Origin of the sequence: Candidatus Rickettsiella viridis (assembly GCF_003966755.1) — a bacterium.
GTDB classification, from domain to species: domain Bacteria; phylum Pseudomonadota; class Gammaproteobacteria; order Diplorickettsiales; family Diplorickettsiaceae; genus Rickettsiella_B; species Rickettsiella_B viridis.
Genome location: NZ_AP018005.1, coordinates 335,178 through 354,585 on the forward strand (window position 1 = coordinate 335,178; position 19,408 = coordinate 354,585).

At 39.1% G+C, this 19,408-nt stretch carries 18 protein-coding genes, 2 tRNA genes and 1 pseudogene; 12 read left to right on the plus strand and 9 right to left on the minus strand.

Annotated features, from left to right (window positions below; translation table 11 throughout):
• The first annotated feature begins 8 nt into the window (after positions 1 to 8).
• The 3 genes and pseudogenes from DMP02_RS01560 (at position 9) to DMP02_RS07310 (ending at position 2,012) form a co-directional block, all read left to right on the plus strand.
• Positions 9 to 1,211: a type II secretion system F family protein gene (locus DMP02_RS01560; protein WP_126322349.1), complete on the plus strand. Its 1,203-nt coding sequence runs from the start codon at positions 9 to 11 to the stop codon at positions 1,209 to 1,211.
• 12 nt (positions 1,212 to 1,223) lie between these two features.
• Positions 1,224 to 1,547, plus strand: a pseudogene (locus DMP02_RS07525) (prepilin peptidase); the annotation flags it as partial.
• A 27-nt stretch (positions 1,548 to 1,574) separates the two neighbouring features.
• The gene (locus DMP02_RS07310; RefSeq protein ID WP_232019588.1) at positions 1,575 to 2,012 is read left to right on the plus strand and encodes a prepilin peptidase; all 438 of its coding nucleotides are present in this window, start codon (positions 1,575 to 1,577) and stop codon (positions 2,010 to 2,012) included.
• A 93-nt stretch (positions 2,013 to 2,105) separates the two neighbouring features.
• Here DMP02_RS07310 and DMP02_RS01570 read toward each other — a convergent pair whose 3' ends face one another.
• Together DMP02_RS01570 and DMP02_RS01575 are read right to left on the minus strand one after the other, a co-directional pair.
• Positions 2,106 to 2,411: a helix-turn-helix domain-containing protein gene (locus DMP02_RS01570; protein ID WP_126322351.1), complete on the minus strand. Its 306-nt coding sequence runs from the start codon at positions 2,409 to 2,411 to the stop codon at positions 2,106 to 2,108.
• The gene (locus DMP02_RS01575; RefSeq protein ID WP_126322352.1) at positions 2,408 to 2,776 is read right to left on the minus strand and encodes a type II toxin-antitoxin system RelE/ParE family toxin; all 369 of its coding nucleotides are present in this window, start codon (positions 2,774 to 2,776) and stop codon (positions 2,408 to 2,410) included. Before DMP02_RS01575 ends, DMP02_RS01570 begins: the two co-directional genes overlap by 4 nt.
• A 330-nt stretch (positions 2,777 to 3,106) precedes the next feature.
• Between DMP02_RS01575 and DMP02_RS01580 the strand changes: the two genes are divergently transcribed.
• Positions 3,107 to 4,099: an NAD(P)H-dependent glycerol-3-phosphate dehydrogenase gene (locus tag DMP02_RS01580; RefSeq protein ID WP_126322353.1), complete on the plus strand. Its 993-nt coding sequence runs from the start codon at positions 3,107 to 3,109 to the stop codon at positions 4,097 to 4,099.
• A gap of 58 nt (positions 4,100 to 4,157) precedes the next feature.
• Here DMP02_RS01580 and DMP02_RS01585 read toward each other — a convergent pair whose 3' ends face one another.
• A complete protein-coding gene (locus DMP02_RS01585) occupies positions 4,158 to 6,092 on the minus strand; it encodes an aconitate hydratase (RefSeq protein WP_126322354.1) in 1,935 nt (644 codons plus the stop codon).
• Positions 6,093 to 6,355: 263 nt separating this feature from the next.
• On the opposite strand from DMP02_RS01585, the gene DMP02_RS01590 reads away from it, so the two are divergent.
• Entirely contained in the window at positions 6,356 to 6,874 is a 519-nt protein-coding gene (locus tag DMP02_RS01590) for a disulfide bond formation protein B (protein WP_126322355.1), read from the plus strand.
• 64 nt (positions 6,875 to 6,938) lie between these two features.
• Complete coding sequence (locus DMP02_RS01595) at positions 6,939 to 7,247, plus strand: hypothetical protein (protein WP_126322356.1); 309 nt, start codon at positions 6,939 to 6,941, stop codon at positions 7,245 to 7,247.
• A gap of 141 nt (positions 7,248 to 7,388) precedes the next feature.
• Here DMP02_RS01595 and DMP02_RS01600 read toward each other — a convergent pair whose 3' ends face one another.
• The 5 genes from DMP02_RS01600 to DMP02_RS07190 are packed head-to-tail and all read right to left on the minus strand — an operon-like array spanning position 7,389 to position 12,284.
• On the minus strand, positions 7,389 to 7,982 hold the full coding sequence (locus tag DMP02_RS01600) for a YggT family protein (protein ID WP_126322357.1): 594 nt from the start codon (positions 7,980 to 7,982) through the stop codon (positions 7,389 to 7,391).
• On the minus strand, positions 7,966 to 8,901 hold the full coding sequence (locus DMP02_RS01605) for a S66 peptidase family protein (protein ID WP_126322358.1): 936 nt from the start codon (positions 8,899 to 8,901) through the stop codon (positions 7,966 to 7,968). Before DMP02_RS01605 ends, DMP02_RS01600 begins: the two co-directional genes overlap by 17 nt.
• Before the next feature lie 11 nt (positions 8,902 to 8,912).
• The gene (locus DMP02_RS01610) at positions 8,913 to 9,704 is read right to left on the minus strand and encodes an SDR family oxidoreductase (protein ID WP_126322359.1); all 792 of its coding nucleotides are present in this window, start codon (positions 9,702 to 9,704) and stop codon (positions 8,913 to 8,915) included.
• A 20-nt stretch (positions 9,705 to 9,724) separates the two neighbouring features.
• Positions 9,725 to 12,145: a DNA topoisomerase (ATP-hydrolyzing) subunit B gene (gyrB, locus tag DMP02_RS01615; RefSeq protein ID WP_126322360.1), complete on the minus strand. Its 2,421-nt coding sequence runs from the start codon at positions 12,143 to 12,145 to the stop codon at positions 9,725 to 9,727.
• Positions 12,132 to 12,284: a hypothetical protein gene (locus tag DMP02_RS07190; RefSeq protein ID WP_172593956.1), complete on the minus strand. Its 153-nt coding sequence runs from the start codon at positions 12,282 to 12,284 to the stop codon at positions 12,132 to 12,134. Before DMP02_RS07190 ends, gyrB begins: the two co-directional genes overlap by 14 nt.
• A gap of 196 nt (positions 12,285 to 12,480) precedes the next feature.
• On the opposite strand from DMP02_RS07190, the gene alaS reads away from it, so the two are divergent.
• The 5 genes from alaS to DMP02_RS01640 all read left to right on the plus strand — a co-directional run bounded on the left by alaS (position 12,481) and on the right by DMP02_RS01640 (position 17,084).
• The gene (alaS, locus tag DMP02_RS01620) at positions 12,481 to 15,096 is read left to right on the plus strand and encodes an alanine--tRNA ligase (protein WP_126322361.1); all 2,616 of its coding nucleotides are present in this window, start codon (positions 12,481 to 12,483) and stop codon (positions 15,094 to 15,096) included.
• Between the two features lie 30 nt (positions 15,097 to 15,126).
• Positions 15,127 to 16,350, plus strand: a complete 1,224-nt coding sequence (locus DMP02_RS01625) for an aspartate kinase (RefSeq protein ID WP_126322362.1) — start codon at positions 15,127 to 15,129, stop codon at positions 16,348 to 16,350.
• 263 nt (positions 16,351 to 16,613) lie between these two features.
• Positions 16,614 to 16,844 (plus strand): carbon storage regulator CsrA, encoded by a 231-nt coding sequence (gene csrA, locus DMP02_RS01630; protein ID WP_126322363.1) that lies wholly within the window; start codon positions 16,614 to 16,616, stop codon positions 16,842 to 16,844.
• Between the two features lie 63 nt (positions 16,845 to 16,907).
• Positions 16,908 to 16,999: transfer RNA gene (locus tag DMP02_RS01635), tRNA-Ser, on the plus strand.
• Between the two features lie 8 nt (positions 17,000 to 17,007).
• Positions 17,008 to 17,084, plus strand: a tRNA-Arg gene (locus tag DMP02_RS01640).
• Positions 17,085 to 17,771: 687 nt separating this feature from the next.
• Here DMP02_RS01640 and DMP02_RS01645 read toward each other — a convergent pair.
• Positions 17,772 to 18,677, minus strand: coding sequence for a DUF5662 family protein (locus tag DMP02_RS01645; RefSeq protein WP_126322364.1), 906 nt, complete (start codon positions 18,675 to 18,677; stop codon positions 17,772 to 17,774).
• 377 nt (positions 18,678 to 19,054) lie between these two features.
• On the opposite strand from DMP02_RS01645, the gene DMP02_RS01650 reads away from it, so the two are divergent.
• The gene (locus DMP02_RS01650; RefSeq protein WP_126322365.1) at positions 19,055 to 19,390 is read left to right on the plus strand and encodes a hypothetical protein; all 336 of its coding nucleotides are present in this window, start codon (positions 19,055 to 19,057) and stop codon (positions 19,388 to 19,390) included.
• The last annotated feature ends 18 nt before the right edge of the window (positions 19,391 to 19,408 follow it).

Consider the following 19,408-nt stretch of genomic DNA (forward strand, 5'->3'; position numbering starts at 1 on the left):
AATTTTTTATGTTTAATATCACTAAAATATATGTATGGGATGGCCTAACACAATCAGGGAAAGCGTGTAAGGGCAAAACCTTAGTATCGGACACTCAATTGTTACGAATAAAACTAAGACAGGAAGGCATTATTCTGAAAGCTAGCAAATGCAGATATAATGTCGTTATTAGCAAAGGTATTAAGGCAAAAGAGCTATTTATTTTTACACGCCAAGTGGCACGCTTACTCCAAGCGGGTCTTCCATTAGTGCAAATATTTGAGTTATTAGAGAATAATACAAATAATCTGCTGCTTAAGGAATTTATTAATCAGTTAAGTCTCTATATAAAAAATGGTTATTCTCTTACAGAAGCCCTGCAAAAAAATCGCCCTTATTTTAGTGAATTCCATTGTAGCTTGATTGCTCTGGGAGAAAGGACATCTCATTTAGAGCTTATGTTATCGCGAATTGCTGAGCATATGCAAAAAAACTTAAAGATAAAAGCTGCGTTAATCAATGTGCTTATTTATCCTTGTATGGTGATAGGCGTTGCTAGTTTTGTTTTTTTAGCCTTATTAATTGGTGTTGTTCCACAATTTGAACAAATTTTTACCGAAGTAGGCGCACAATTACCTTTTCTAACGCGCATGGTGATTTATTTATCCCAATTTATAGGATCAATCGCTGTGGTTACCGCATTATTTTTTTTAATAGTGACAGTCTTATTTATTTTTTTTCAGAAAAATTATCTTATCGTCGCAATTAAGCGCGATCAATTTTTAGTAAAAATACCGGTGGTTAAAAAAATTTTATCCGAAGTAATAACGGCTCGTTTAAGTAGAGCCTTAGCCACCGCATTACTTTCTGGATTGCCCTTACTCGATGCGTTACAAGCTATTGCTGGCATGACAAAAAATTATGTTTATAAAAACGCTATTTTATCAAGCTGCAAATTGATACAAAATGGTGAAAGCTTTTACCAAGCATTATTTCGGCAAAATATTTTAGCGCCTGAAGTATTACAGCTTATTAAATTAGGCGAAGTTTCAGCAAGCTTAGCTGAGATATTGAATAACGTCGCGGATATGTATGAGGAAAAAATTGACTATTTTGTTAGTAATTTGTCGAAACTTGCAGAACCTTTATTAATTATTATTTTAGGCATAATGATAGGCGGCTTAATGATAGCCATGTATTTGCCAATTTTTAAACTGGGGAGTGTTATTTAAATGGATTGGATTATGTGGGCGAGTATTGGATGTTTTAACTTATTAATCGGTGGTTTTCTTACGGTGTTAGTATACCGATTGCCTTTAATGTTACATCTTCAATGGCAAAGGGAGGAGTCAGTTTTCGTTATGGATAGAAATAAATTAGCGACGCCTTTTAATTTTATATTACCTTCTTCACACTGTCCTGAATGTAAACGGGCATTAAATTTTTTTTATAGATTACCCTTGTGTGCCTATCTGTTTTTAAAAGGGAAATGTGCTTATTGTAGGAAGAAAATTCATCTCCGTTATCCCCTAATTGAAATGCTTACTTTAATATGTTCTATCGTTGTGGCGTATCGATTTAGTTGGAGTATACAAATGTTCAGGGCGCTCGTTTTGACATGGGGGCTTATTGCACTGAGTGGAATCGATTTTGAGCATGGGTTATTGCCTGATATTTTAGTGTTGCCTTTGTTGTGGTTAGGCCTTAGTTTAAATGTATTCCATGTGTTTGTTCCGCCCGGCGCAGCTATTTTAGGTGCCAGTGTGGCTTATCTTAGTTTGTGGATAGTGGCAAAGAGTTACCAATATCTCACTAAAAGAGAAGGGATGGGGCAGGGTGATTTTAAGTGTTTTGCCTTACTGGGTGCTTGGTTGGGAATTCATGCGCTGATTAAGATTTTGTTAATGGCTTCACTTTTAGGGTCGTTGGTCGGTTTTGTTTTATTAATGAAGCAAAAAAACAGTAACTTTCAAAAAGCGATACCCTTTGGTCCATTTTTAGCTATTGCTGGCTGGGTTGCCCTATTGGTTTAAAACCTTTATTTTTTATTTGGTTTTACGTTGGTATGCGTCCCGCATGCGGCTTGTGGGATTACTCTTGTGATTTTGAATTAGCGCGTTGTACGTCTATGCTAAAGCGCCTAAACCTTTTTTTTCTACTATATTGAGTAGCTTTAATGAAGTGCCTTTGGGATGCTTTTCTCCAGTTTCCCATTTCTTAATAGTGGAGGGTGTTATATTTAGAAAAGCAGCAAAAACAGGCTGGCTTACCTTTTCACGTAATCTAAGTCGTTTTATCTGATGAGGACTTAATTCATGTACTGGCGTTAAACACAGGCGATCAAATGTACGCATTGTTTCAGTTTCTAGCAAGCCAGCATCATATAAACCTTTTGCTGATTCATGAACCGTTTTAAGTATGGATTTTTTCATAATAAAACCTCGATAAGTTCTCCCATTTCTATTGCTCGATTAATTTGTTTTTCATTATAAGAAAAGTAAACTTTTGCTAATGCTTTCAAGGCATGTTCTTCTCTAAGTGTTATATTTGAGCGTTCATTTTTTGCAAACCCATAGATGAAGAAAGCACTATTATTTAACTTGAAGGCGACTATTGTTCGTGCACCACTGCTTTTACCGCGATTACCAAGGATTATTCTTTTCTTGAAGAGGCTACCACCCAAATTGGCTTCATAAAGCCCATCACCTATTTCCTGAATAGCCTTTTTTAAGCTAAGGTCGGTCAATTTTTGTTCTTTTACCCACCGAGAAAATGCCTTATTTTTAAAAATTCGCATAATAGCTTTTCTTTTTATTATAAATATACCACTTTGTGGTCCACTTTGAAAGTGGCTTTATCTAAAATTACTAGTGAATAGTATGCTTATTGAGAAAGATACCACATGAGCTAGGGTTTGCTATGGGCTTAGCCTTATTTGGGGTTATGGAGCTGGGAAAGGTACGGCCTTGCTTTTTATTTGACGTTGTTTCTTCATATCATAATGTGTAAAGATATAAAGATATAAAGATATAAAGATATAAAGATATAAAGATATAAAGATATAAAGATATAAAGATATAAAGATATAAAGATATAAAAACGACTATAAATAATCGGGAAGTAACAGATGTTAGAATCAGTAAATTCTTTTTCTCCTATCGCCGTATTAGGTGCCGGTGCGTGGGGAACCGCATTAGCTCTTCACTTAGCGCGTAATGGCCAAGCCGTTAAATTATGGGCGTATGAAAAAGAACAAGTCGAGCAAATCAACACGACACGTTATAACACGCGCTATTTGCCTGACGAGGAACTTCCGTCATCTATCGTTTGTTCCCATGATTATGAAACGGTTCTTGCGGATGTAAGGGATGTTTTAATCGTTGTTCCTAGTACGGCTTTTCGAGCAACCTTATTGGCTATCAAGCCGTTGTTAAAATCAAATCAGCGTGTGCTATGGGCAACAAAAGGTTTGGATGAAGATAAACATCAGTTGTTGCATGAAGTGGCCAGTGAAATATTGGGTGACGTTGATATGGCGGTTCTTTCGGGTCCTAGTTTTGCTAAAGAAGTGGCGATGGGGTTACCCACTGCAGTTACTATTGCTTCAAACCAACAGGCGTTTGCTAATGATCTACAGCAGCGATTCAGGAGCGACAAATTTCATGTAGAGTTAACAAAAGATATTATAGGTGTTGAGCTAGGCGGGGCGGTAAAAAATATATTGGCTATTGCGGTAGGGATGACTGAAGGTTTGGGTTTTGGTGCGAATGCAAAAGCCGCTTTGATGACAAAAGGTTTATCAGAAATGATTGCTTTGGGTAGTAAATTAGGCGCGGAACAAGAAACCTTTTTGGGTTTGTCTGGCTTAGGTGATTTAATATTAACCTGCACCGATAATCAATCACGCAATCGCCGTTTAGGTTTGGCTTTGGGACAAGGCAAAAGCTTGCAACAAGTACAAAAAGAAATTGGTACCACCGAAGGAACCATTACCGCTAAAAATGTTTTTTATTTACTGGAAAAATACAAAGTTAAGCTACCCATTTGTGAATCCGTTTATCGTGTTTTATACGAACAAAAAGAGCCACAATTTCTTTTCGATACGTTTTTTAGTCAATAAATAACGCATTAACCGTCATTGCGAGCGCGAAGCGCGCGGCAATCTAGTGAAATAGCGTTTATTTTTGTTTTACCCAATTAATAAGACCCCCAGTGAGTAATACCTCTAGTTCACGAGGGCTTAAGCTATGGCGCAGGGTATAGATTTTATTCTTGGTTTTATTGTTTACTTTAACGGCTTGTGTTTTTTGAATCGTCTGCTGCACGTTAGCTAGTTCTAAAATATCATTTTGTTCTATATCGTCGTAATCGGCGGGATTTTCAAAAACAAGCGGTAAAATTCCAAAGTTAATAAGGTTTTGTCGATGAATGCGTGCAAAGCTTTTTGTCATCACCGCTTGTACACCTAAATAACGTGGTGCAATCGCAGCATGTTCTCGGCTTGAACCCTGACCATAATTATCACCGCCTACAATAATGGATCCGGTTTTTTGATATTTCAATGCACGTTTTGGGTAGTCAGGATCAATTTGATCAAATACAAATTGGCTAATACCTGGAATATTGCTACGAAAAGGTAATATTTTAGCGCCGGCCGGTAAAATTGTATCAGTAGAGATATCATCGCCTAGTTTAATTAAAACAGGACCTTCAATGGTTTGTGGTAAAACACTAAATTCAGGTAAGGGTTGAATATTGGGACCTTTCACTAATTTCGTGGAGGCATTAATGTCTTTGGGTGCCAGCAGCATGTGGGTGTTAAGAATGATTTGCGCAGGCTCTTTAAAACGTATGATTGCTTTTCTACCTAAGGTGCTTGGATCAGTAATCACACCGGTGAGTGCCGAAGCAGCGGCTGTTTCTGGACTGCAAAGATAAACTTGATCCTCTTTTGTACCTGATCGCCCAGGAAAATTTCTTGGTACGGTTCGTAAACTAATTTTTCCGGTGGCGGGTGCTTGGCCCATGCCAATACAACCATTGCAACCGGCTTGATGAATGCGACCGCCCGCATGAATTAGTTTTTCTAAGATGCCTAGTTTTACCATGTTTTCTAAAATTTGTCGGGAAGTCGGATTAATGTCCAAGGAAACACCAGGAAACACTTGTTTTCCCGCTATAATTTCTGCGGCAATAGCAAAATCACGTAAGCCAGGATTGGCCGATGATCCAATCATCGCTTGATAAATAGGCCGTCCCGCGACATCCTTAACAGGCACTACTTTCCCTGGACTAGATGGCAATGCAATCATCGGTACTAATTTAGATAAATTAATTTCTTCGTGTTCATCGTAGCTTGCGTTCGAATCGGCGATGATTTCTTGCCAATCATCTTCACGTTGTTGTGCTTGAAGAAACTCACGTGTTATTTCATCAGATGGAAATACAGACGTAGTGGCACCTAATTCAGCGCCCATATTAGCGATGACATGTCTATCCATCGCAGATAAATATTGTAGTCCTGGACCATAATATTCAATAATTTTTCCTATGCCACCGTCTACATCATGTCGTCGCAAAAATTCCAAGATAATATCTTTGGCGCTCACCCAAGCGGGTAATTCTCCGGTTAATTTTACGCCCCAAACTTTAGGCATCGTGACATGAAAAGGCTGCCCTGCAATAGCCATGGCTACTTCAAGGCCACCGGCACCGATTGCTAGCATTCCCATAGAGCCGGCAGCACAGGTGTGGCTATCTGATCCCAGTAGTGTTTTTCCTGGTTTACCAAAACGCTCCATGTGTACAGGATGACTGACGCCATTACCGGGCCCGCTATAATGCAAACCAAATTTTTTACAGGCACTGAGTAAAAATAAATGGTCATCAGCATTTTTAAAGTCAGTTTGTAATAGATTGTGATCAATATACTGCACTGAGACTTCGGCTTTAGTGCGATCTAATTGCATGGCTTCGCATTCCAGCATCACCATCGTTCCTGTGGCATCTTGGCATAAGGTTTGATCAATCTTAAGGCCAATTTCATTACCAGGGATCATTTCGCCTTCGACTTTATGTGCGCTAATCAGTTTCTGAGTCACATTTTGAGCCATAATATTTTCCTAATGAAAACAAATTTAATATAGCTTTTATCCTTGCAGTTACAAAGAGTGATTGTCCTAGCTTTCGCAGGTACAGCGGTTCTCATGCAGGCCGATATTTAAATAATCGATTGAATAGCTGTATTAAACCCTATATTGACTGATTAGAAAATCTTATGCAAGAAGGTTTAAAAAGACGTATGGATAAGACTTAAGTGGAAAATAAAGCAATCTATAGTAAACTAAATTATTAAACTTAATGTCAGGGTTTCATTATGAATTTACCCGTTACGCGCTGGACGGACTTAATCGTTTTTTTTATATGTGTTTTATTTTTGGGGGTAGCCAGCTATTTACAATATAGAGTAGGGCTTATTCCTTGTCCATTATGTATCATTCAGCGTTTTTTAATAACGCTTTTAGGGTTGTTATTTTTAATGGGGGCATTGTTTAATTTTTCAGCAATTACCCGTTGCTGCTTACATACACTTACTTTTCTATTGTCTGTTTTGGGTGCCGTGGTGGCGAGCCGACAGCTGTGGCTAGAACATTTTCCTTCAGACCAATTATCCAGCTGCCAAGCGGCACTTGCACAATATAGCAGTTCTTTCTATTTTCAAAAAATAATTGATTTATTTTTCCAGGGGTCCAGTAATTGTGGGAGTGGTAGTTGGCGTTTTTTAAATTTAAGTATGCCCATGTGGACATTGCTATTTTTTGTGTTTTTAGCCGCCGTTTCTTTGCGACAAGTTTATATTAACCGTCGTACGCATAAACAAAAATTATTTTTTTAAGCATTTGCACTGACTGTCTAGCAAGTGAGCAATAAAACGAGTTTGTTTAAGGAGTGGTTTTTATATGAAAATTCGTACGCTATTAATCATCTTATTATTGATAATTCCTAGCATAGCATCAGCTGCATCAGGACATCTTATTGGGGGTATTCGCAGAGCATTGCCACCCGAGTATTTGCGTGTACCCCAATGGCAAAAATGTGCAGGAAGCATCCCATGTGGTAGCGCACAATTCGTGTGTTTGCCGAAATTAAAACCCGCATTTTGTCCCTATCTCTCTTGGCGACTATTAAAGAGCAAACATCTGATACCGGATTGTACCGAAGGCTGTCAAGGTCTTGGCTCTGTTAAAACAACAAAGCCATGTAAATAGGTAAATTAAAACAAACGCACCAGTCCCGTGTCATTGCGAGCGCGAAGCGCGCGGCAATCTAGTGAAAAGATTAGAGTTTTTTGGATGGCCACGGCTGTCACTTCGTTCCAGCCTCGCCATGACGGCTAAAAAATTGGATAACTAATTACCCAGACTTCCCAATGCTAAGCTTGCACCGATTTGCGCCAGTGGTTGTACTAAAAGAATCGTTAATAATTTTAAACCAATAATCAGAACTAGTGGCGAAAAATCAAAACCTGAAAAGTTGGGTAAAATACCTCGAATAGGTCTTATTAAAGGTTCACTGATACGTACTAATATTTCAATTAAAGGACCCTGCGCTAAGGGACTGATCCAACTTAAAATAGCTAAAGCTAAAATAGAATAGAAGAAAATATTAATCAGTTGGTTTAAAAGTTCTGCAAATGCAATAATAAGTAAACCGCCTAAATGGGGTGTCGTATTAACTTGCAGCCAGACAAGAAAAGCAATTTTAATGGCTTCTAAACCTAATAAAAGCACAATCGCGGCTAAATCCACACCATAAAGACGAGGAATAATCCGACAAATGGGTTTGAGTGGCGGGTTGGTGAGCTTAGCGATTAATACAAACAGTGGATTACGAGGATCAGTATGTACCCATTGTAATACAACACGTAAAAGCAAAATAAAAATATATAAATCAAAAAGGGATTGAATAAGGAATAGACCCGCATGATTAAAGGGGTTTAGCATGATTGTTTAACCTAATTGTTATAATGAGTTGTTTCTTATCTAAGTTTAATTCAGTATTAGCGCCTAAAGGTAAACTACGGTTTGTTTTTCCGTGGCCAATGCCAGGAATATGCAATACAGGAACAGGTTGTTCATTTGCAAAACGTGCTAGTACAGATTGTATCAGCGTTGAATCCTTGTTCTCCTGAGGTGCAATGAAATCACCAAATAAAATAGCTTTTACGTTTTGTAAGATTCCAGAATGTTGCAAGTGTTGCAACATTCTATCAACGCGATAGGCTGATTCATTAACTTCTTCTAAAAATAAGATTTTATTTTTTGTGTCGATTTGCCAAGGTGTACCAAGACTGGTTTGTATGAGTGTTAGTGTACCACCTGTTATCGGTGCTTTAATCGGTATAGCATGTTTTGTATTGAGTGGAACCAGTGAGAATGCTAGTTGGTTTAATTCTCCAAAAATAAGTTTTTTAAACTCCTGAATACTGGTCGCATCAATGCGATCATGCGCTACTTGATTAGCAGAAGGTCCATGCAGTGTTTGCCAATGCCATTGTTGTTGAAGGAATAAATGCAGTGTAGTGATATCACTAAAACCAATAAATAATTTGTTGGCTTTAGGTGCTTTCAGTTTAAGTAACTCAGGAATTAAGCGTGTACAGCCATAACCGCCACGTACACACCAAACAGCGCTGGATTCCGCATTGAATAAGGCTTCTTGTAATTGTTTAAAACGATTTTCATCCGTATTGGCACAAAGCAAATCCTCACCTAATAGCTCGGGTGAAATACGAGGTGTGAGTTGCCAATTTTTTAATAAGGTTTTTATCTGTATCAGTGATTCAGGGGCACAACCACCCGCCGGTGCAATGATATCAACGGTCGCGCCGGGTGTTAAAAGTTTATAAGCTAAAGATTGCATGGTTTAGTCGACTAAAAAGGAAATCGGCTTTCTCCACCATCAACAGTGATGGTTGATCCAGTTATAAAGTTAGCGCCGGCTGAACTAAGAAATACAATCGGTGCAGCAATTTCTTCCGGCTTACCCATCCTACCTAATGGAATAACGGATTCTCTTTTTGCTATAACTTCTTCTGTGCTCAACTTTGCATTTTTTGCCATCGTTTCTAAAATGTGGTTCGTCTGCTCAGTACGGGTCCAACCGGTTAATATGCTATTAACTAGAATATTATCTTTGGCTAGTTCATCGGCTTGTGTTTTTGATAATGCAACGACAGCAGAGCGAATTGAATTAGATAACCCTAAATTTGCAATGGGATTACGAACAGAGGAAGAACAAAGATGAATAATCCGACCCCATTTTTGTTCTTTCATGCTAGGGATGACCGCACGTGATAAACGCACGGCGCTCATTAAGGTTAGCTCAAAGGCTTCTTGCCATTTTTTATCGTCTAGATCAACGAAAGCACCTTTGGGTGGTCCGCCTATATTGGTAATACAAACATGTATTGTTTTAAACTGTTTAAGAACAGATTCAACCCAGTTTTGAATAGTTTCTGCCTGCGTGAGGTCAACGGCAGTTGCTGAAATTTCTGCCTTGGTTTCATCATGAATTTTTTTTGCGGCTTTCTCGATGGTTTCTTTATCTCGCGCACAAATAACAACGCGTGCACCTTCGCGAGCAAACGCTAAGGCAGTTGCATAACCAATGCCTTGACTTGCTCCAGCGATTAAAATGACTTTATTCTTGAGTTCTAAATTCATAGTTTAATCTCGAGTAGTGTCTAAATATCTAAATTGTTAGCATCAATTGCGTTTTGTTGGATGAAATCACGGCGCGGTTCAACTTGATCGCCCATTAACGTGGTAAAAATTTGATCCGCTGTAATAGCATCTTCAATGGCAACACGTAGTAGTCGACGTGTGTTCGGATCCATGGTTGTTTCCCATAACTGGCTTGGATTCATTTCTCCTAAACCTTTATAACGTTGTATGCCTTGACCTCGTCTTGCTTCAGTGAGTAACCATTCATAGACTTCTTTAAAGTGACTAACGGATTGTTTCTTTTCACCGCGTTGAACATAAGCGCCAGAACCAATCAAGCCGTTAAGCTGACTCGCCATCGTCAATAAGCATTGATATTCGGAAGATTCAAAAAATTCATATGAAAATTTGTAGTTTGTGGCGACACCATGCGAGCTACTGGTGATACAAGGTAAAAATACATGTCGTTCTGTATTTTCATAAACGGTGATCTGGTATTGAACCGCTTCATTATTGGTTGTTTGCTGCAGTCGAGTTTCCCATTGCTTGGCCCAATCCGATACAAGCTGTGAATCTTTGAGTTGTTCAGTGGATAAAGCAGGCAGATCAAGCAATCTTTGTAGCGCATCGCTGGGATAACGTCGCGATAAATGCTGCACAACCGTTTGTGCTTTACGATAATCGGTGACTAATTTTTCTAAGCCCATGCTTTGTATAGGCAATCCATCAGCGTGTGGATATAAAGCCGCATCATGTAATGCAGTTTGTATCAGATAATTCTGCAAGGCCGCGTCATCTTTTAAATATTGTTCCTGTTTACCTTTCTTGATTTTATATAAAGGCGGTTGGGCAATATAAATATTTCCACGCTGCAATAGTTCAGGCATTTGCCTATAAAAAAGTGTTAATAATAAAGTACGTATATGAGAACCATCGACATCCGCGTCGGTCATAATGATGATACGGTGATAGCGTAATTTGTCAGGGTTATAATCATCTTTTCCGATGCCACATCCAAGCGCGGTTATTAAAGTGCCTACTTCTTCAGAAGATAACATTTTATCAAAACGTGCTTTTTCTACGTTTAAAATTTTACCTTTAAGTGGCAAAATAGCTTGATAGCGACGATTTCGTCCTTGTTTAGCGGAGCCACCGGCAGAATCCCCTTCGACGATAAATAATTCACAAAGTGCCGGGTCGGTTTCTTGGCAATCAGCCAATTTTCCTGGTAAGTCAGCAATATCTAAGGCTGTTTTTCTACGTGTCATTTCACGTGCTTTACGGGCGGCCTCACGCGCACGTGCGGCATCGATTATTTTCGCGACAATGGCTTTGGCATCTTGTGGTGTTTCTAATAAGAACTCCTCAAGTTTTTCAGACATTAAGGTTTCAACAACCCCTTTGACTTCAGAAGAAACTAATTTGTCTTTGGTTTGTGAGGAAAACTTGGGGTCAGGTACTTTAACCGATAGAACAGCCGTGAGCCCTTCACGTGTGTCATCACCACTGGTGGTAATTTTTAATTTTTTACTTGTTGCTTCGCGATCGATATACGTATTCAGCGTACGCGTTAATGCAGAGCGAAAACCGGCAAGATGGGTACCACCATCACGTTGAGAAATATTATTGGTAAAACATAGAATATTTTCTTGGAAGCTATCATTCCACTGTAATGCCACTTCTACCGTTATGTCGTCACGTTCAGCGCTAAAGTAAAATGGCTGTTTGTGGACCAGGGTTTTATTTTGATTCAGGTATTCAACGAATGCTTTTATACCACCTACATATTTAAGTTCTATACCTTCGTTGTTACGTTCATCGTTGATATTAATGGCAACGCCAGAATTTAGGAATGAGAGCTCACGTAAGCGTTTGAGTAGAATGTCATAGTGAAATTCATTATTGTGTTGAAAGATGGCTTTGCTTGGATAAAAGCGGATTTCAGTGCCTCTTTCTTGCGTTTCACCCGTAATAGCCAGCGGTGCGGTGGGCTCGCCTAACAAATAAGTTTGTTCATAAACTTTATTATTGCGGCGTATCGTCAATTTCAATTTTTCTGATAAGGCATTTACCACCGAGACGCCCACACCATGCAAACCACCCGATACTTTATAGGAATTGCTGTCAAATTTACCACCCGCATGTAAAACGGTCATGATGACTTCAGCTGCCGATCGGCCTTCTTCCGAGTGAATGTCGACAGGGATACCTCGTCCGTTATCTTTGACGGTCACGGAATCATCACTGTGGAGGGTGACATCGATTTGGGTACAGTAACCGGCCAAGGATTCATCGATGGAGTTATCAACTACCTCAAAAACCATGTGATGCAGACCCGTGCCATCATCCGTATCGCCGATATACATCCCGGGTCGTTTCCGGACCGCATCGAGGCCTTTCAGGACTTTAATACTGGAAGAATCATAGTTAGGTTTTGGCATGCTTGATCCCGCCCGCTAGGGTTAAATTTTCCGCATTAGCGTCTAACCCGGATTCTATCGGGTTATTTAAGGTAGAGACGTTTTCAAACTCTGTGCTAGACAAGGTATTTCCCCCAGAAATCTGATTTTTAATCGACATACGTGATAGGTTAAAAACGGAAAATTATACCATAAATTACCTTAATTTGACCGTTTTTATTTGAAAGGGCGGCTTAAGCTAGGCGGCTGCTTTTAGCCTCAGAGAGCGATTTTTTACAAAATGCCCCACTCGTTAATTTATTGACAGGAAAATCACTTGCCGCGATACTCTTGGCTTTTGTTTTGACGAGCCTGATATGAATAGCAATGCGCTGCGCGAACTCTTCCTTAATTATTTTGCAGGGCAAGGCCATACGGTAGTTCCTTCTGCCTCATTGGTTCCAGCGCATGACCCCAGCCTCTTGTTCACTAATGCGGGTATGGTGCCTTTTAAAGACGTTTTTTTAGGCCTTGAAAAAAGGGCATATTCTCGCGCTGCGAGTAGCCAGCGCTGTATGCGAGCAGGCGGTAAGCATAATGACCTTGAAAACGTGGGCTATACCGCAAGGCACCATACTTTCTTTGAGATGTTGGGGAACTTTAGTTTTGGTGATTATTTTAAACGTGAAGCTATCCAGTATAGCTGGAAGTTTCTGACAGAAGTTTTAAAGCTTCCACCTGAGAAGCTATGGATTACTGTTTTTGAGGAAGATGACGAGGCGGCGGCTATTTGGCTGAATGAGATAAAAACCGACCCCTCACGTTTTTCCCGTTGTGGCAGCAACGATAACTTCTGGTCAATGGGTGATACCGGTCCTTGTGGACCTTGCTCTGAGATTTTTTATGACCATGGTCCGAGTATTGCGGGCGGTCCCCCAGGCTCTCCTACAGCGGATGGCGATCGCTATGTGGAAATTTGGAACCTGGTCTTTATGCAATTTCAACGTGCGGCCGATGGTGCATTAAGTCCACTCCCTAAGCTTTCTGTGGACACCGGTATGGGTTTAGAGCGTTTAGCTGCCGTGATGCAAGGCGTGACCAATAATTATGATACAGACTTATTTCAGCCGCTCATTAAGGCGGTAGCCGAGGAAGCGGGTATCACTGATTTCGCAAATACATCACTACGTGTGATAGCGGATCACATTCGTTCTTGTGCTTTCCTCATTTCTGATGGGGTTTTGCCTGGAAACGAAGGCCGTTCTTATGTTTTGCGTAGAATTATGCGTCGTGCTATTCGACATGGACATAAGATAGGCTTAGATAAGCCTTTCTTTTATCGTCTGGTTAAACCCTTGGCGGAACAGATGAGCCAGGCTTACCCTGAATTAGAGCGAAAACGGCGATCGATTGAAAAAATCATCGTACAAGAAGAGCAGCAGTTTGCGCGGACTTTAACGCATGGCATGAAATTATTTGAACAAGAAGTCGCTAAACTGAAAGGTAAGAAACAGTTGCCAGGTGATGTTCTTTTCCGCTTGTATGATACCTATGGATTTCCAGTCGATTTAACAGCGGATGTCGCTAGGGAGCGCGGTTTAACGATCGATATGCCCGGTTTTGAATTTGAAATGCAACGGCAACGTAATCAATCAAAAGCAAGCAGTCAATTTGCGACAACACCTACCTTTTCATTAAGCGGAAATTTACCAACTGAATTTACCGGTTATAAAAAGCTATCGCAAACTAAAGTCGCTATTGTGGAATTGCTAAAAGGCAATGAATTAGTGGAATCCTTATCGGAAGGGGATGAAGGGTATATTGTATTGCAAAAGACACCTTTTTATGCGGAAAGTGGCGGTCAAGTAGGTGACGTAGGACAACTTGCCGCTGAAAGCGCTGAGTTTTTAGTAACGAACACCATAAAAAAGGGAGACGTTGTTTTACATTCCGGGCGATTAACAAAAGGTTCTTTAAAGAAGGGCGATAAAATCAACGCAACCGTTGATATGGCTAAACGCCGAGCGATTACTTTAAACCATTCCGCAACACATTTACTTCATGCGGCATTACGGCAAATTTTGGGTGAGCATGTGGTACAAAAAGGGTCATTAGTAGAAGCCGAGCGTCTACGCTTTGATTTTTCTCATACAAAACCAATTAGTTCAGAAACTTTAAAAGAAGTTGAAGACCTAGTGAATCAGCAAATTCGTGCTAATTTTCCCGTACAAACAGAGGTGATGTCACCTGAAGATGCAAAACGTGGCGGCGCGATGGCGATTTTTGGTGAAAAATATGGCGATTCAGTGCGTGTATTGACGATGGGTGATTTTTCAAAAGAATTATGTGGTGGAACCCACGTTTCGCGTACCGGGGATATCGGGTTATTTAAAATTATGGCTGAAACAGGTGTTGCTGCCGGTATACGCCGACTTCAAGCGGTGACGGGTCAAGCCGCTTTAAATTGGATTGCCTCTTTAGAAGAACAAACCAGACAATTAGCTAAACTTTTCAAAGCCTCTAGCGATAATTTAGTCGAAAAAGCACAAAATAAGATTCAGTCTAAGCAATCTCTGCAAAAGCAGATCGAAGAATTACAGCGTTCTGTGGTGGGCATGATGGGTGATGAATTAGTTTCTCAGGCAATAGAAATACGTGGTATTCAATTATTAATGAGTGAAATCAATGGTGTTGATACAACAGGATTACGCTATTTATTGGATCAGCTTAAAAATAAATTAAACCGCGCAGTGATTATTTTGGCGAGTACGGATCAAGGGCGTACACAGTTCCTCATCAGTGTGACTAAAGAACTCACCGATCAAATTAAAGCCAATGAATTAGCCAATGAACTGGCGAAATTGATAGGTGGAAAAGGGGGAGGTCGAGCGGATTTTGCACAGGCGGGTGGTGAGATGAGTGAAGGTTTGGAAATGGCTTTCAAAAGTGCAAAAAATTGGGTTGAGGCACACCTAAATGGCAACTATGCTTAGAATTGAATAAATACTTTATAGATAGATTCAATGGCTTTAATTGTACAAAAATTTGGTGGCAGCTCAGTTGGTAATATCGATAAAATCCAACACGTTGCCAATAAAATTATCGAGACACGGGCGCAAGGTCACTCATTGGCTGTCGTGGTTTCAGCAATGGAAGGAGAGACTAATCGACTTATTTCACTAGCTAAAACCTTGAATGATCAGCCGGATGCAAGAGAATATGATTTATTATTGGCGACCGGTGAGCAGGCTGCAACGGCGTTACTCGCGATGGCTTTGTTGGGACGAGGCTGCCCAGCACGCTCCTATAATGGTTTTCACGTCCCCATCTATACGGATAATCATCATAAAAAGGCGCGCATTTTAAATATAGACGAAAGTGTATTACGAGATGATATTGCGGCAGGTAGAGTGCCTATCATTGCCGGTTTTCAGGGAATTTCTGCGGAAGGCAATATGACCACCTTAGGTCGAGGCGGATCCGATACGACAGCAGCCGCTTTAGCGGCGATTCTAAAAGCGGATGAATGTCAGATTTATACGGATGTGGATGGTATTTATACAGCAGACCCGCATATTGTTTCACAAGCAAAACTCTTAGATAAGATTGGCTTTAATGAGATGACAGAGTTTGCACGGGCGGGTGCAAAAGTGGTGCAACATCGTGCTGTAGAATTAGCGAGTCAATACCGTGTTCCACTACGTGTGTTATCTAGTTTTCGTAAAGGTATGGGTACCTTAATTCAGCTCAATGAAGAAGGTGTTGCCGTTGAAAAAGCGACAGTGACTGGCGTAACAGCAAGTCGTCAGGAAGCTAAGATGACTGTACAAGGGTTGTCTTGTGAAAAAGAAGCATTAACGCAGTTTTTTTCCTTGTTGAATGATGTGCGTATAGAAATTGATATGCTCACACAGCAACTGACGTCCGATGTGCGTATGGATATCACGTTTACTCTAGCCAGGGCAGACTATCAGCAAGCAGAACACGTACTGCAAACCTTAGTTAAAGACGGATATGCACAAGCCGTGATAGGCAATCGAAAAGTAGCGAAGCTCTCGATTGTGGGGGCCGGATTACATTCACATCCAGGGATTATGCATACCCTATTTCATGCCTTAGGTGCTGAAGGGATCTCTATCATGTTAGCGTTGTCTTCCGCATTAAGAGTTTCTCTGATAGTGGATGAATCTCAGGTAGTTCGTGGAATACAAGTATTGCACCATGCGTTTAATTTAGGAAAAGAATAGCCTTTTTATCGGAATAGAGTAGTTTAATTTTCTGAAAATCAAAAAAATGACGGTATTTTAAAGCAGTTTAATTAGGATGTAGGCTTACTTTTTAAAAAAATCGGTGTTTTTTGTACTTTATTAAGTTTTCCTTAAGCTTTGGTTAGTAAACTGGCTAAGTGAATATCTATATGTAGGTAGGATGCCTCTTTTGTTAACTAAGAAACGGATTAGGTAATACATATAGGTCAATTAAATGAGTCAACTAAAGGAGAATCATAAAGATGCTTATTTTGACACGGCGTATCGGAGAAACACTTATCATTGGTGATGATGTAACAGTTACTGTACTGGGCATTAAAGGCCATCAAGTAAGACTAGGGATTAATGCACCTAAAGAAGTTTCTGTTCATCGCGAAGAAATCTATCAACGTATTCAACAAGAAAAACAAAAATCCGATGGAAACGTTCTTGAAGACGATTTAGACGATTTAGACGAAGAAGATAAACACTAAAAAAAATAGACAGAACTATTTTATAAAATAGTTGGTAGTGCTATACTCGCCACCCTCAATCTAGGAGAGATAGCCGAGAGGCTGAAGGCGCTCCCCTGCTAAGGGAGTATGGGCTTTAAACCCCATCGAGGGTTCGAATCCCTCTCTCTCCGCCAGGTAAAAAGCGCCCGTAGCTCAGCTGGATAGAGTAGTAGACTACGAATCTATTGGTCGGGAGTTCGAATCTCTCCGGGCGCACCAAGTTATCTGAATTATTAAAATTCATTTTATTTCATAATGAATTACCGCGTAGTTACCCCAAATAAATCCTTTCGTTAGTTTATTTCCAAAAAATTTAAGCCTTTTTCTGAAGCTTGTCTATTCGAGGACGGAGAGCTATTAAGTTTAGTTTAATCTTTACCCCTACAATCAGGCTATTAACCAATAAATTAGATAATAATAGGCCATGTATATTCATAATATAGAGCAATTAAATGTGTTTAATCAAAATGAAAGTGGGGGGTCTTAGGTCGAGATGGTTGTGGAATAAACACCTTTAAGAATGTGATTCTATCCCTACTATTAACTCAGGGTAGTATTAACAAGCAACAATTTGCCAGCCTTTCAAATAATAAAGATTTGGTATACGACGTCTATGATTCCGTCAAGGAAATAATCGCAAAAAGAGACAACCATGGTGTGATCATGACAGAAGGTAGTGAAATTGCTGAAATAGATGTATCAATGCCAAAATTGTTTGAAATGTTTGGTATGGCTAAAGTGGGTCAAATAGATTTATCTAAGTAACCTGAGCTCGATATAAAAGTTGTTTAAGTAATTGAAAAAGAGAAGGATGCAAGCTAGAGTTGCCATCAAAATTCAACTAAAAATTTTGTAAGGAGCCAAACATCTGCTTACACCCATCGTAGAAATTTTCTGTGAGCACGCCTATCTTACTATGCCTATCGCAAGCTCTTCAACGTTTTCACAATGCTCTCCTTGTCCCGTCCTCTGATTTGTAGCCATAGATTTAATATTTTTCTTAAAGAATGAATTCTCAATAAGGTGGTTATTAGCCCCGGTTAAATCTTTATGTTCAATATGACTAGCAGTGGAATTATTTTCTTCGTTTTTCAATGATGGAACACTTTCATTTTTATGTGCTAATTGAAGCATTTTAATAAGTTTAAATATTTTTTCTTTTTTATCGGGTGGAAACGGCCATCTTTTGTCTAGGCCAACATTATTATTAAAAAATTGTACAGGATTAGTATTAAACTCTTGACTCATTGCGAACCAGTCAGAAACCATTTCTACCAGATCGGCATCCGACATATTTTTTAATCTTTCTTGAATGATACTTTTATCAGTTTCTAGCTGCCCATCTTTTTTTATAAAATAATATTCAGGATGATGTTTATTAAATCCCCAGTGATGTTGGATAGCACAATCTATTCCTTCTTTTTTAACACTATCAAGGCAAACACCATATTCTTCTTTATCTTTACAGTTTATATACACATACCATTCAGCTTCAGGATGTACTAGCTTACTGACATCATGACTTTTCGCACGCTCAATTAATTTTTCTTTAAATTTTTCAAACCCATCTTTCGATAAATTGAACAATGTTTTTAAATCTGCTTGCTCTAATAGCAATTCTACATTTTTAACAACACGTTTTGTATGTTTTTCTGTCCTATCGTAGGAGTATTCGGCCATTTCTCTCGTAAATATGTCTGTATAGTTAAAAGAATTTAAATACATTTCTCGTGTTGGACGAGCGATTTCATAATTACTACGGATATTTTCTTGACTAATAGGTTGATTAAGAAAACTTTGTTTGTTAAACATAAAATTACCTCATTTTTATAACATTTAAATTTTTAATTTATTAGGTAACAAAGTTATTATTTAATAATATTATTGATTTCTTTACTTTTTATGTGCTAAAAGTCACTATCTATTTTTTAGGGTACTATGGATTAAAAAAAACCTCAAGCTCGTTGATTATTAGGATGATTGCATCTATATAGATGCAGCCCTGACTGACTGTCTTAGCCATATTAAGTTTAATTGACTAAATGCCTCCGCTTTCCAACCTACTAATTAATATAATCTGAGTTCTATATTAAGAGTTGTTTAATTAATTAAAATAATTGAAAAAGAGAAGGATGCAAGCTAGAGTTGCCATCAAAATTCAACTAAAAATTTTGTAAGCAGACAAACACATGCTTGCTTCCATCGTAGAAATTTTCTGTGAGATTGATGATTATTGTAAGGAGTTTTTTCAAGGAATAAATCAGAAATTTCTGCCTAACCCAGCTAGACAAAGAAAGAAGCCGGGTCGATTATGTTTAAGTGAGATTATGACGATAACTATTTTGTTTCATCTAAGCCATTACCGAAAGTTCAAATCATTTTATTTAGAAAGTGTAGGACCTTATTTACACACGTATTTTTCAAGTTTAGTCAGTTATAATCGATTTGTGGAACTGCAACAAAGCGTGATAGTGCCTTTAGCTTCTTACTTACTTTCAAAGCATGGTGAGGAAACAGGACTGTAGTATGTCGATTCATCCCCA